Source organism: Agrobacterium sp. CMT1 (genome assembly GCF_037203725.1).
GTDB classification, from domain to species: Bacteria; Pseudomonadota; Alphaproteobacteria; order Rhizobiales; family Rhizobiaceae; genus Agrobacterium; species Agrobacterium pusense.
This window is the reverse complement of record NZ_JBBCAR010000013.1, coordinates 161,822-174,772: the sequence shown is the minus strand read 5'-3', so window position 1 is coordinate 174,772 and position 12,951 is coordinate 161,822. Positions and strand designations below refer to the sequence as shown.

11 protein-coding genes are annotated in these 12,951 nt (G+C 60.0%); 4 read left to right on the top strand and 7 right to left on the bottom strand.

The window, feature by feature from the left end:
- The 6 genes from WA845_RS15925 to WA845_RS15900 all read right to left on the bottom strand — a co-directional run bounded on the left by WA845_RS15925 (nucleotide 1) and on the right by WA845_RS15900 (nucleotide 6,807).
- On the bottom strand, nucleotides 1–915 hold the full coding sequence (locus tag WA845_RS15925; RefSeq protein WP_004437857.1) for an ABC transporter permease subunit: 915 nt from the start codon (nucleotides 913–915) through the stop codon (nucleotides 1–3).
- A complete protein-coding gene (locus WA845_RS15920; protein WP_004437854.1) occupies nucleotides 912–1,919 on the bottom strand; it encodes an ABC transporter permease subunit in 1,008 nt (335 codons plus the stop codon). The genes WA845_RS15925 and WA845_RS15920 overlap by 4 nt, the downstream gene beginning before the upstream one ends.
- 63 nt (nucleotides 1,920–1,982) lie before the next feature.
- Complete coding sequence (locus WA845_RS15915; RefSeq protein ID WP_037090635.1) at nucleotides 1,983–3,587, bottom strand: ABC transporter substrate-binding protein; 1,605 nt, start codon at nucleotides 3,585–3,587, stop codon at nucleotides 1,983–1,985.
- 120 nt (nucleotides 3,588–3,707) lie between these two features.
- A complete protein-coding gene (locus WA845_RS15910) occupies nucleotides 3,708–4,895 on the bottom strand; it encodes a M24 family metallopeptidase (protein ID WP_112416480.1) in 1,188 nt (395 codons plus the stop codon).
- Nucleotides 4,896–5,446: 551 nt separating this feature from the next.
- On the bottom strand, nucleotides 5,447–6,196 hold the full coding sequence (locus WA845_RS15905; RefSeq protein ID WP_035210670.1) for an SDR family oxidoreductase: 750 nt from the start codon (nucleotides 6,194–6,196) through the stop codon (nucleotides 5,447–5,449).
- Complete coding sequence (locus WA845_RS15900; protein ID WP_035210668.1) at nucleotides 6,193–6,807, bottom strand: nucleoside 2-deoxyribosyltransferase; 615 nt, start codon at nucleotides 6,805–6,807, stop codon at nucleotides 6,193–6,195. The genes WA845_RS15905 and WA845_RS15900 overlap by 4 nt, the downstream gene beginning before the upstream one ends.
- A gap of 175 nt (nucleotides 6,808–6,982) precedes the next feature.
- Here WA845_RS15900 and WA845_RS15895 point away from each other — a divergent pair, with 175 nt between their 5' ends.
- The 4 genes from WA845_RS15895 (at nucleotide 6,983) to WA845_RS15880 (ending at nucleotide 11,088) form a co-directional block, all read left to right on the top strand.
- Nucleotides 6,983–7,609 carry a ribonuclease D gene (locus WA845_RS15895; RefSeq protein WP_006698074.1) on the top strand — a complete coding sequence of 209 codons (627 nt, stop codon included), beginning with the start codon at nucleotides 6,983–6,985 and terminating at the stop codon, nucleotides 7,607–7,609.
- Between the two features lie 82 nt (nucleotides 7,610–7,691).
- Entirely contained in the window at nucleotides 7,692–8,921 is a 1,230-nt protein-coding gene (locus WA845_RS15890) for a hypothetical protein (RefSeq protein ID WP_337322447.1), read from the top strand.
- Between the two features lie 48 nt (nucleotides 8,922–8,969).
- A complete protein-coding gene (locus WA845_RS15885; protein ID WP_037090631.1) occupies nucleotides 8,970–9,278 on the top strand; it encodes a hypothetical protein in 309 nt (102 codons plus the stop codon).
- 265 nt (nucleotides 9,279–9,543) lie between these two features.
- Nucleotides 9,544–11,088, top strand: coding sequence for a hypothetical protein (locus WA845_RS15880; RefSeq protein WP_112555386.1), 1,545 nt, complete (start codon nucleotides 9,544–9,546; stop codon nucleotides 11,086–11,088).
- 85 nt (nucleotides 11,089–11,173) lie between these two features.
- Here the strand turns inward: WA845_RS15880 and rpsA are convergent, their stop codons facing one another.
- Nucleotides 11,174–12,874, bottom strand: coding sequence for a 30S ribosomal protein S1 (gene rpsA, locus WA845_RS15875; protein WP_004437832.1), 1,701 nt, complete (start codon nucleotides 12,872–12,874; stop codon nucleotides 11,174–11,176).
- Nucleotides 12,875–12,951 lie beyond the last annotated feature (77 nt).

The window sequence follows — 12,951 nt, the reverse complement described above, 5'->3', positions numbered from 1 at the left end:
TCAGCTCCGCTTCAGTTTGGGATCGAGCGCATCACGCAGCCCGTCACCCATCAGGTTGATGGCAAGCACCGAGATCAGGATCGTCAGGCCGGGAAGGGTAACAACCCACCAGGCGCGCAGAATGAACTCACGCGCTTCCGCCAGCATCGTGCCCCATTCGGAGGCAGGCGGCTGAGCGCCCATGCCTAGGAAGCCGAGTGCGGCCGCATCGAGAACCGCGGACGAGAACGAAAGCGTTGCCTGTACGATCAGTGGTGCAAGGCAGTTCGGCAGGATGGTCTTGAACATCAGCCGGAGATTGCCGGCACCGGCCACGCGCGCGGCCGTGACATATTCACGCCGAAGCTCGCTCATCACCGCCGCACGCGTCAGACGCGCAAAATGCGGCTGATAGACGATGGCAATGGCGATCATCGCGTTGGTGAGCCCCGGCCCAAGGATCGCGACAAGCACCAGCGCCAGAAGCAGCGATGGAAACGCCAGGATGACGTCCATCACACGCATGATGACGGTATCGACCCAGCCGCCGAAGAAGCCTGCGATGAGACCGATGACAATGCCGCCAATGAGCGCGATGGAAACGACAACGATGCCGATGAACAGCGAATATTGCGCGCCGTATATCAGACGGGACAACATGTCACGCCCGACGGCGTCGGTGCCGAAGAAGAATCCGGCACGGCCGCCTTCCTGCCAGACCGGCGGCACCAGTAGCGCATCGCGATATTGCTGGGTTGGATCATGCGGTGCGATGAGCGGCGCAAAAACCGCGACCAGCACGAGGAGAATAAACACGGCAAGGCCGATGACGGCACCACGGTTCTGACGGAAATAGAACCAGAAATCGGCGATCATCCGGCGGCGGATGGCGGCGTCAGAAAGCCTGACGACCGGAGCTGTGGTCACATCGCTCATTTGTGACGGATCCTTGGATTGATGAGGCCGTAGGTGAGGTCGACGAGCAGGTTGACGATCATCACCAGACCCGCAATCAACAGCAGGCCGCTCTGCACGACCGGATAGTCGCGGCGCGAGATGGAATCAATCATCCACTTGCCGATACCCGGCCAGGAAAAGATGGTTTCGGTCAGGATGGCGCCAGCCATCAGCACGCCGATCTGCAGACCGATGGTGGTGATGACGGGGATCATGGCGTTGCGCAGCGCATGAATGCCGACGACACGGGAAGGCGACATGCCCTTGGCGCGGGCCGTGCGCACATAATCCTCGCCCAGAACCTCCAGCATGGCCGAGCGCGTCTGGCGCGCAATGACGGCAAGCGGAATGGTGGCAAGCACCACCGAGGGCAGGATGAGATGCGAAAAGGCCGAGGCGAAGGCGCCCTTCTGTCCCGAAATCAGGCTGTCGATCAGCATGAAACCGGTGACGGAGGGGAAGAAATACATCAGCGAGATGCGGCCGGAAACCGGCGTCCATTGCAGGATACCGGAGAACATGATGATGAGCAGCAGCCCCCACCAGAAGATCGGCATGGAAAAACCGACCAGAGCCGTCGTCATGGAAATCTGGTCGAACCAGGAACCACGTCTGATGGCGGCGATGACACCGACCGGCACGCCGATGAGCGTTGCGATGATGATGGCGACGAGACCAAGCTCGACCGTCGCGGGAAAGAGCGACAGGAACTCGGTGAGAACCGGCTTCTTGGTGACCAGCGAATTACCGAGATCGCCCTGAAGCAGCCGTCCCAGGAAATGAAGATATTGCTGCCACACGGGCTGGGCAAAGCCGAGCTGTTCGGCAAGCTGCGCATGCCGTTCGGGCGAAATGCCACGCTCGCCCGCCATCAGCAGCACGGGATCGCCCGGCAGGACGCGCACGAAGGCGAAGGCAACGATGGTGATCCCGAGGAAGGTCGGAACGAGATAGAGAAGTTTGCCGAGAATGAACCGGATCATGGCTTTTTCCTGAAAAGACGCGCGGAAGAACAGGGTTCTTCCGCGCGTCCGGTTGTTCGGGGATTACTCCGCGATGTCGACGTTTTCGAAGGTGAAGTCGCCAAGCGGGCTCATGGTGAAGCCGGAAACCTTGGCGGACATGGGAACGAACTGCGTGGAGTGCGCAAGCGTCGCCCACGGAGCCTGTTCCTTGAAGATCACCTGTGCCTGCTCATAAAGCTTGGTGCGCTCGGCAACGTCGGTGGTCTGCTTTGCCTTGGCCAAGAGGTCCGAGAACTCCTTGTTGCACCACTGTGCACGGTTCGCACCGCCTTCACCGGTTGCGGCGCAGGACAGGAGAACGCTAAGGAAGTTGTCCGGGTCGCCGTTGTCGCCGGTCCAGCCGAGGATGACGGCGCCGTCGCGCTTCGTTTCGGTGGACTTCTTGAGATATTCACCCCACTCGAAGGAGACGATCTCGGCCTTGACGCCGACCTTCGCAAAATCCGACTGGATCAGCTCGGCGGTACGACGGGCGTTCGGCATGTAAGGACGCTGCACAGGCATCGCCCAGATCTTCATCGACAGATCCTTGACGCCAGCGGCTTCGAGAGCCTTCTTGGCAGCTTCCGGATCGTAAGCATCGTCCTTGATGCTGTCGTTGTAGGACCACATTGTCGGCGGGATCGGGTTCTTGGCAACCTGGCCTGCACCCTGGAACACGGCGTCGATGATCGCCTGCTTGTTCATCGCCATGTTCAGCGCCTTGCGGACTTCCGGCTTGTCGAAAGGTGCAACGGTCGTGTTGTAGGCGAAGTAAGCGACGTTCAGGCCCGGCTGTTCATCGAGCTTGAGGTTCTTGTCGGCGCGGATGGTCGCGAGATCAGCCGGAGCAGGGTATGGCATCAGGTGGCATTCGCCAGCCTTCAGCTTCTGCAGGCGAACGGCGGCGTCAGGCGTGATCGCGAAGATCAGGTCGTCGATCTTCGGGGCGTCACCCCAGTAGTCGGCGTTCTTCTGGAAGCGGATGACCGCGTCCTTCTGATAGGCGACGAACTTGAACGGACCGGTGCCGATCGGCAGGTTGTTGAAGTCTTCCTTGGTGCCGGCCTTCTCAAGCGTATCGGCATATTCCTTCGACACGATGGATGCGAAAGGCATGGCGATGTTGGCGAGGAACGGCGCTTCCGGGCGGGTCAGCACGAACTTGACCGTGTAATCGTCGACCTTGACGATTTCCTTGATCAGGGACGGCATTTCCATGGAGTTGTAATATTCGTAGGTGATGCCTGCGATATACTGGTTCCACGGGTTCTTCGCGTCGCCCTGGCGGTTGTAGCTGAAGATCACGTCGTCAGCGTTGAATTCGCGGCTCGGCGTGAACTTGTCGTTGGAGTGCCACTTGACGCCCTTGCGCAGGTGGAAAGTGTACTCGAGACCATCCTTGGAAACGTCCCACTTTTCCGCAAGGCCCGGCTCTACTTCTGTCGTGCCCTTCTTGAACTCCGTCAGACGGTTGTAGACCGGATGCGCGGAAGCGTCGAAGGTGCCGCCTGCGGTGTAAGGCGACGGATCAAAGCCTTCCGGCGATGCCTCGGAGCAGTAAACGAAGGTCTTCGCCATGGCTGGCATGGCGGAAGTCATCGCAAGTGCAGAAGCGATAAGCAAACTGCGGGTCAGCATTTTCATCTGATGGTCCTTTCCCTCTTTTTCTGAGTTCCTGCGGCCCCCTCCAGGGGCCTACCTTCTTCTGGTCAGCGGCGGCACGGGGATGCCCGTCTCGCCGTTCGGTCTTTGCCTCCCGACCAATTACCCGGCGACCGGCTGAAACAACCGGTCGAGGTTCGTTTCCGGTGGGCAGAACCAGCGCGGCCCTGCCTCCGTCATGTAAGCGATATCTTCGAGACGAACGCCGCATTCCCCATAAACGCACAGCATCGGCTCGATGGAAAAACACATGCCGGGCTCAAGCGCCGTGGCATTTCCTGCAACGATATAGGGTTCTTCGTGAATATCCAGCCCAAGCCCGTGACCCGTGCGGTGCGGCAGACCGGGAAGCTGATAATCCGGGCCAAATCCGGCCGCCTTCAGACTGTCCCGGGCGGCCTTGTCCACCTCGAAACAGGCGGCGCCAACGCGGGCGGCAGCGAAGGCCGCGGCCTGTGCGTCACGTTCGGCATTCCAGAGAAAACGCTGCCGTTCCGTTGGCTTGCCAAAGACATAGGTACGGGTGATATCGGAACGATAGCCATGAAGAATACCACCGAGGTCGACCAGCACCATGTCGCCCTGGTTCAGCGTCTGCGCATGGGGCACGCCATGCGGATAGGCCGTCGCCTCGCCGAACTGCACCGCCACAAAAAGCGGCTTCATGCCAAGGGCAATATGGGCGGCATTGACGAAATCCGCGACTTCCGTGGTGGAGATGCCGGGACGCAGGCCTTCGAACACGGCCTTCTGCACATTATAGCTCGCATCCATCGCGGTCTGAATGAGTGCGATCTCCGCTGCAGACTTGACCTGCCGCTGGGCGACGATCAAGGGCTGAGCGGAAATGATGCGGCCTTCCAGACGCTGCATGAGCGCGGATGCAAAAACAAAGGGCGTAGCCGGATCGATGGCGACGAAGTGACCTGCACAGGCCAGCGCACCGATACGCCTTGCCATCAGGTCGAACGGGCTTTCATCCTCTTCCCAGGTGGCGACTGCGCCGGGGATACGGATCAGGGTCTGGAGTTTCGGTTCCTCGAAGGTCGGGCTTATATAGATCGGCTCGCCCTCGGCCGGCACCAGAGCACCGTGAATACGCTCGGAAAGGCCAAGCGACAGACCGGTATAATAAGTCAGCGACGACGAAGCGTCGAGCCAGACCGCCTTGATGTTCTGCTGGGTCATTCGCGCCTGCAGGCCACGCAACCGCAACCTGAGCTCGTCTTCAGCGATCGATGAAACCGCGATCGGCTGAAACTGCTTCAGCGCCTCTTGAAAGTCTGCCATTCTCTCCCCGCCGCCTTCGGGCGCACGGACACTGGCGTGCCGGCACCTCCCAAGCGTTCTTTTGCCCATGCTTAACCACAGGGGGAAGGCTAAGCAATGGGGCGGGAGGACGCACCGCCACAAAACTGTGCATATTTATCTAGACATAACGAAATCGTGATCGACGCGAGCCTGATTTCAGCAGTCGTTGCCTTGACGCGGAAATCAAAAATCCCCCGGAAATCCAAGGGAGAAACCGGCCCCTTATCCACGCGTCGCGTGCAGCCGGCAAACGGACGCCAATCCACCACGTAAAAAAGAGCCCAGAAAAGGAAAAAGCCTGCCGCGGGAGGAGGTGCGGCAGGCTTCAAACTTGATCGGTGATTGGGAGGAGGAGTACCACCGATCCACATCGAGCGACGCTGGGAGGAGGAGTGCGTCGCTTCGATGATTTGAATATAGCGGGATCTGTGATTTTTAACAGAGCAAGTCTCGCAATGCAGCATTGCATTTCTGCATAGCTCCGGAATGACTGCCCGGTTTTTCGGCACAACCTACCCTACCGCGGGAGGTCAGCTCTCCCGGTAGACCTGGAAACCGGCGAAGGACTGGTTGACTGGCATGAGCTCAAGACTGTTGATGTTGATATGTTTGGGCTGTGAGGCGACCCAATAGATGGTGTTGGCGATATCATCGGCCGTGATCGGATTGACGCCCTTGTAGAGATTGTCCGAAGCTTCCTGATTGCCCCCGGTGCGCACCAGCGTAAATTCCGTTTCGCACATGCCCGGTTCGATTGAGGTTACCCTGACGCCCTTGCCGTGCAGATCCGAGCGCAGACCGAGCGAAAACTGCCGCAGGAAGGCTTTGGTGCCGCCGTATACATTGCCGCCCGTATAGGGATAATGCGCGGCAACAGACGAAAGGTTGACGACGATACCTTTACGGTCGATCAGTGTCGGCAGAAGATGGTGGGTGATGTTCAGCAGACCCGTGATGTTGGTGTTCACCATGGTCTGCCAGTCCTTTAGCGGCACCTGCGGCGCGGGGGCCGTGCCCAGTGCCAGACCGGCATTGTTGACGAGGACATCGATGTCTCGGAAGCCCTCCGGCAAGGCGGCAAGCGCTTTTTCGGCCGCGTCCTCATCGGTGATGTCGAAGGCGGCGCCGTAGAAAGCCGATCCGAGTTCGGCCGCCAGTGCCTCCAGTCGTTCCGCCCGACGGCCCGTGCCGATGACCTTCCAGCCTTCTCTAATGAAGCGTCGGGCCGTAGCCTCTCCGAAGCCCGACGTCGCGCCGGTGATGAGGATGGTTCCGCTCATGATGATGCCTCCACTCTATTCGTTTTTTCAGGGTCAATCGGTGTCAGTAGTTTTTCCGCCGCCGCTGCAAGGCAACGCCGGTAGGCCGCGAGATCCGTATACAAGTCCTCATCGGAAACGTCGCCGACAATAACGTTGCCGCCCCGCCGCAAAATCCCGCCGTGCAGCATGAGATTGTCGACCATGTCGAAATTCTCGATCGACAACCCGTCCGGTCCGCGATACCGGCCCGTTTCATCCACGGTGACAACATTGCCGTAATGCGCCTTGATGCGGCTGAAGTGATTGGCCGCGACATTGGTGTAGGCGAACACCGGCTTGCCCAGCGCGCACATGAAGCCCAGCTCGTAGCTCGTTCCCGTGTCGGCGGCGATGCCGCGAAACGGTGTGAGATTGGCAATCACGGCATCCGCTTCAAGCATCATCCGTTCGTCGACTTCATTGATGTTGCAGCCATGACCGATCCTGGTATCCGCCGGCGGGATCTGCAGATCGCCCGGCGAAAGCGGGATGAAGCCGGCCTCCCGCGCCAGTGCTGCCTTGAGGTCGAGCATTTCGCGCGCATTCGGGAGGAACACTTCCGGTCCGGCGAGATAGATTTTCTTTGTCATCGGGAATTCATGCGATTTGTCAGGAAAAGATTTCCGACCCTAACCCGGGGACTTTCGCAAAGGCAAGTGCCAAGGGCGTGCGGCGTGGCGCGGCGGACCGACCGATAAAACGGTATCGTCCCGCTAGTCTTTCCGTTATAGCCGGAGCAGTAGACAGGAATTTCTGGAGCAGGACATGGCAGCACCCATCCGTTATCACGAAGGCGATATTTCCGCCGAAGATGCCGCGCGCTATACCGGCGCCATCGCCATCGATACGGAAACGCTGGGGCTGGTGCCGCGTCGCGACCGCCTCTGCGTCGTCCAGCTTTCGCCGGGCGACGGCACGGCAGACATCATCCGCATCGCCGCTGGGCAGAAAGAAGCGCCGAACCTCGTGCGCATGCTTGCCGATCCTGCCCACCAGAAGATCTTTCACTATGGCCGTTTCGATATCGCCGTGCTTTTCCATACGTTCGGTGTGACGACCACGCCTGTCTTCTGCACCAAGATCGCTTCACGGCTGACCCGCACCTATACGGACCGGCACGGGCTGAAGGACAACCTCAAGGAAATGCTGGAGGTCGATATTTCCAAGGCGCAGCAATCTTCTGACTGGGCAGCGCAAACGCTTTCCCCGGCGCAGCTCGAATATGCCGCTTCCGACGTTCTTTATCTGCATGCGCTGCGCGACAAGCTGACGGCGCGTCTCATCCGCGACGGCCGCCTTGATCATGCCGATGCCTGTTTCGCGTTTTTACCGACCCGTGCGAAGCTAGACCTGCTCGGCTGGGACGAAACCGACATTTTCGCCCATAGCTGAGCGTTTTCGCCTTCGTTTAAACACTGATTTACCAGACTTGCCTATTCTCGGCCGTAACTTTGGGCGGCCGGGGACTTTCCAGATGATTACTCCGCTACAACAGACGGCGGGCATTGCAGTGAGCGACCTCATGCGCTCGATGGTCGAATCCATCGAGGAACGCCAGCGCGAGGAGCAGGAAAAGGCCAACGGCACCAAGAAGGATAATGCGGTCAGAACGAACCCGCAGCCGGATGAAAGCCAGCGCGTCGCCAATGAGAAGATAAGCGCTTATCTCTTCGGTGCCATGAAGCCGGACCCGGATGCCTTCGCCTCGCTTGTTTCCCGCTTTTCCGCCGCCCTCGGCATCACGCAGGACGTGGATGAATCCAATTTTTCCTTCGCACAAAGGCTTCAGGATGCGCTGACCCTGACCCAGGGTTTCGAAAAAACCGATGCGCGGGGAAAAGCCACCACAATTTCCTTCGCCTCCTTCGATGTTTCGCAGTTGCAGGTCGTCGATGTGCTGAACAACGGCGTCAACGCCAAAACCGATCCCATGGCGGCGCTTGCCGCCCGCATCGCCGAGCGTGCCGGCCTCACCGGAACGGAGGAGGATTTTGGCGCGCAGATGTCGGAGGCCATCATGGCCGCGCGGGCGACCTTGCCCAGGAACGTCAGTGAACTGGAGGAATCGACCGGTCTCGAGGAGCTCGGCATCTCAGCCAGCGCGATGATCGCCGCCATCGCCAATCCTTACGGAGATCAGGCGCGAGCGGTAAAAGATGCGCTCAATGACAAGGCGCAAGGCACTCTCTTCATGACAAGGGAGACCCTGAAGGTCATCCAGCGTCTGGAAGACGTGGCGGATCCCAAGTCCAAGGAAGAATTGCAGGCCGAACGTGGCGAAAAGCGCATTGGCGAAATCAACGATGCGGAAGTGGCAGCCGAACGGGAAGAAGATATCCAGACCCGTGACGCACAGGGCAAGCTTGAGGACGTGCAGGAACTTCAGGACGTCGTGAAGGAGCACATTGACGCCTCCGCCGATGAGAAGACGGATGGCGCAGCCGGCCAGGGCCCCGCCGACATCTCATCGGAAATCGCCCTGATTTCCGTGCTCGCGGCAACGCCGGCGGAAGAGGCCCCACCTGCTGAAGGCGATAACGAGCCTGAGGGAGCGGATGCGGCCACCACGCCGGCCGATGCGGAAAACGAGGCAGAAAAGCTGCTTGATGCAAAGGCCGCTGTCGAAGCTGCCGGAACCGACATCTTGCCGATTTCGGTCGATGAAAACGGCCTCTATGCATTGCTGAAGAAAAAGGCGGCATGATTGCCGTCTTGAACTGTCACGTGAGCGAAACATGATGTGAGTTCAGACATGGTCGATATCTCAGGCGTATCAGGCGGCGCCATTCACGATGCCGAACCGAACGCGGCCCAGGCCCTTCTCTCCATGGCGGCTCCGCCCCTCGCGCCGGAGGATGCCGCCATCATTTCACTGGCTGGCGAAGAAGCGACTATCGCGCCCGCAGAAATCCAGCCGGAGCGGAGCTTTCCGAAAGCGAGCTGGCTGGATGCCATGCCGCCGGAGGCGCTGGAAGTCACGGTGAGCGAACCCGATCGTATCTCCTCCGTCAATTCGGACGATAACGGGCTTTATCGCATGTTCATCGGCGTTTCGCCCTGAGCCGGTCCGGCCGGTCGCAATCACTTGGTTAGCCAAATCTTAATATCTGCAGGCGAGGATTCGGCTTGATGATTCTGTGTGCGCTGAAAAGAGCGGGCCTTCGAGCCTATGGTGCACATGGCGCTCCCGCATGAGCGGGCGAGATGACACCTGTATGCCAGCGGCGTGGCGATTTTCAACATTCGAGGCAGATGCGGATCACAGAGCCAATGGGGATTGGCGCTTTCGCAGCCGGCGCCGGCCACCGATAGAAACGGAGCGCAGCATGTTACCGCCTGTATCCAAAGTTTCCGCAGCCGATGCCACCTATGGAGCCTCGCTCGCGCCGGCACAGCGCGCGCAGCCGAAAGGCGTCGTGCAGCCGCAACCAAGCGCTGCCCTTCCCGAACAGAGCGCCAGCCTTTTTTCACGGGCTGCAGTGGCCTCCCTCGCCGGCGAGTTCCAGCTGGCCCGGAGCACCGCAGTCTTGGCGGAAACACTCGGCAAGCTGATGAACCTGCCGCGACGGGACGGCGAAGCCGTCGAAACCTATGTCGGGCGTCTGACGGAAGCCTTACGCGCCCTGCCGCCCGCGCAGCGTCTTGCGCTGGAACAGCAGATTGGCAAAGCACTGCAGGGTCTCAGCCTTTCGATGCTCGCGGAAATCCTGAAACAGCCGACGGGACCGGATGCGGCGCGGCTTGCGCTGCTGATCGAGCTTTCGCGTTACAGGGGGGCCGATCTGGCTGCGAGGGCGGTGGTCTCCTCCTATCAGCAGAATAATTCCGCCAGTCCGGCGCCCGCCCAGCCCGGGCAGCAGCCGACCGCCGCGAACCCCAATGCGGAGTTCCGTTCCAATCCGCCCGCGGCAGCGCAATTGCAGGGCTCCACGACAACCGGCCGTCTGTTGCCGCTGCTCACCGGCCCACTCGCCCTCAGCGGTGCGGCAATGAAGGCAACTCCCGCGGCGCTGACCGCGCAACCGGAAGGAGCCGTCCGGCATTCCGCCGCGCCCGCAAATGCGCCTGACCTGCCAGACCAGCCGGCAAAACCGGAAGGCAGGACGGAAAACACAACGCGTCCGCTTCCGCCGCAGACGGGCAGCATGACAAAAGAAGCGCCGGCAGAGACCCGTCCAGGCAATCCGCCTCGCGCGCAAACCGGCGAAACACGCCCTGCCCTTCCGCCTCGGGAGATGATGAAGACCGAGCAGAAAGACGTCCGCACCGCCTCACCATCAATTTTCGGCCCGCCTGCAACTGATGCAGAGAACGTGGCCAGTCTTGTGCTGGCCGCCACGGCCGGCAAACTGCCGGCGAGAGCAAGCACGACGCAGCAGCCCCCCGCCATGCCGCAGGGCATCGAGCCGCCGCCGCCGGAGGATCAGCCAACCGAAAAGTCGGGGCTGATGACGTCCGCTGCCCACCCAACAGGGGAAGAAGCGGAAACAGTGGCTCACCGGCCTGAAACTCCCTACTCTTCGCGACTCCCGCTGGACCCGGAAGCGAGAATGGCGATGATGGAGCAATCCGCTTCGCAATCGCTGATCGCCGCCGCTTTGGCAAAAGACGGTACGCCGCTGCCGCTCGTCGCTTATCCCCCTGCCGATGATGATTACGAATCAGAAACGCCACCCCGCGGCGGCGGGCCTTTTTCCGACGATGAGGCGGAAAGCGAAAGCGGAGCGGAGTCTGAAAATTCCGGCGATGGCGATGGCCTGGAAGAGCGCATTGCCGCCAATGACGGGATCGACACGCAGGAAAGTCCGACGGCGACGGCCTCCGACGACAGCGCGGAGAATTATTACCTCAAGATGAGCGGCGTTCTCTGAACGCCAAATTGCCTGCCGGCGGATCGCCCAAGAAAAAACCCGCCGGAAAATTCCGGCGGGTTCTTCATTTCAACGATCTAGACGATTATTCGCCGCGGTTCTTCAGAGCCGCGCCGAGGATGTCGCCGAGCGAAGCGCCCGAGTCGGACGAACCGAACTGTGCGACGGCTTCCTTCTCTTCAGCGATTTCCAGAGCCTTGATCGAAAGCATGACCTTGCGGTCCTTCTTCGAGAAGTTGACGACGCGGGCGTCGACAACCTGGCCAACGGAGAAGCGCTCAGGGCGCTGCTCGTCACGGTCACGGGAAAGATCAGCGCGACGGATGAACGAGGTGAGGTCTTCGTGGTTGACGAGCTTCACTTCGATACCGCCATCGTTGACCGCGGTGACTTCAGCGGAAACGACTGCGTTCTTGCGCAGGTCGCCGGAAGAAGCGGCTTCGCCGACAGCGTCCTTGCCGAGCTGCTTGATGCCGAGCGAGATGCGTTCCTTCTCAACGTCAACGTCGAGAACGACAGCCTTAACGACGTCACCCTTGTTGTACTCTTCGATGACCTGCTCGCCCGGACGGTTCCAGTCGAGGTCCGACAGGTGAACCATGCCGTCGACATCGCCTTCGAGGCCAATGAACAGGCCGAATTCGGTCTTGTTCTTGACTTCGCCTTCGACTTCCGTGCCAGCCGGATGGCTGTAAGCGAATGCCTGCCACGGGTTTTCAAGCGTCTGCTTGAGACCGAGCGAGATACGGCGCTTGGACGGATCGACTTCGAGAACGACAACGTCAACTTCCTGGCTCGTGGACAGGATCTTGCCGGGGTGTACGTTCTTCTTGGTCCAGGACATTTCGGAAATGTGGATCAGGCCTTCGATGCCCGGCTCCAGTTCAACGAATGCACCGTAGTCGGTGATGTTCGTGACCGTACCGGAGATCTTCTTGCCAACCGGGTACTTGGCGGAGATGCCATCCCACGGATCCGACTCGAGCTGCTTCATGCCGAGCGAGATACGGTGGGTTTCCTGGTTGATGCGGATGATCTGAACCTTGACCTGCTGGCCAATGTTGAGGATTTCCGAAGGATGGTTGACGCGGCGCCATGCCATGTCGGTGACGTGCAGCAGACCGTCGATGCCGCCGAGGTCAACGAACGCACCGTAATCGGTGATGTTCTTGACGACGCCGTCAACAACCTGGCCTTCTTCGAGGTTCTGAACGATTTCAGAACGCTGCTCGGCACGCGACTCTTCGAGAACCGTACGACGCGAAACAACGATGTTGCCGCGACGCTTGTCCATCTTGAGGATTTCGAAGGGCTGCGGGTTGTGCATCAGCGGGGTAACGTCGCGGATCGGACGAATGTCGACCTGCGAACGCGGCAGGAACGCAACAGCGCCATCCAGATCGACGGTGAAACCACCCTTGACCTGGTTGAAGATGACGCCTTCGACGCGCTCACCAGCTTCGAACTTGGCTTCGAGCTTGACCCAGCTTTCTTCGCGGCGAGCCTTCTCGCGCGACAGAACGGCTTCGCCGAGAGCGTTTTCAATGCGCTCGACGTAAACTTCGACTTCGTCGCCGACCTTCAGCGTGCCGTCCTTGGACTTCGCGCCGAATTCCTTCAACGGTACGCGGCCTTCAACCTTGAGGCCGACGTCGACGATGGCAACGTCCTTCTCGATTGCCGTTACGATACCCTTGGCAACATAGCCTTCGGCAAGATCGTTGGAGGCAAAGGATTCTTCGAGAAGCGCTGCGAAATCTTCGCGCGTGGGGGTAGATACTGACATGAAATCTCCTGATTGCATCCGCGCAATGGCGAATACAAAAGCGCCGGTGGGCTAGTGTTGTTGATACCCGACCCCAT

Bases quoted from the DNA above. Each gene is read 5' to 3' on its own strand.
- WA845_RS15925 (WP_004437857.1), bottom strand. From the start codon at position 915: ATGAGCGATGTGACCACAGCTCCGGTCGTCAGGCTTTCTGACGCCGCC.
- WA845_RS15920 (WP_004437854.1), bottom strand. From the start codon at position 1,919: ATGATCCGGTTCATTCTCGGCAAACTTCTCTATCTCGTTCCGACCTTC.
- WA845_RS15915 (WP_037090635.1), bottom strand. From the start codon at position 3,587: ATGAAAATGCTGACCCGCAGTTTGCTTATCGCTTCTGCACTTGCGATG.
- WA845_RS15910 (WP_112416480.1), bottom strand. From the start codon at position 4,895: ATGGCAGACTTTCAAGAGGCGCTGAAGCAGTTTCAGCCGATCGCGGTT.
- WA845_RS15905 (WP_035210670.1), bottom strand. From the start codon at position 6,196: ATGAGCGGAACCATCCTCATCACCGGCGCGACGTCGGGCTTCGGAGAG.
- WA845_RS15900 (WP_035210668.1), bottom strand. From the start codon at position 6,807: ATGACAAAGAAAATCTATCTCGCCGGACCGGAAGTGTTCCTCCCGAAT.
- WA845_RS15895 (WP_006698074.1), top strand. From the start codon at position 6,983: ATGGCAGCACCCATCCGTTATCACGAAGGCGATATTTCCGCCGAAGAT.
- WA845_RS15890 (WP_337322447.1), top strand. From the start codon at position 7,692: ATGATTACTCCGCTACAACAGACGGCGGGCATTGCAGTGAGCGACCTC.
- WA845_RS15885 (WP_037090631.1), top strand. From the start codon at position 8,970: ATGGTCGATATCTCAGGCGTATCAGGCGGCGCCATTCACGATGCCGAA.
- WA845_RS15880 (WP_112555386.1), top strand. From the start codon at position 9,544: ATGTTACCGCCTGTATCCAAAGTTTCCGCAGCCGATGCCACCTATGGA.
- rpsA (WP_004437832.1), bottom strand. From the start codon at position 12,874: ATGTCAGTATCTACCCCCACGCGCGAAGATTTCGCAGCGCTTCTCGAA.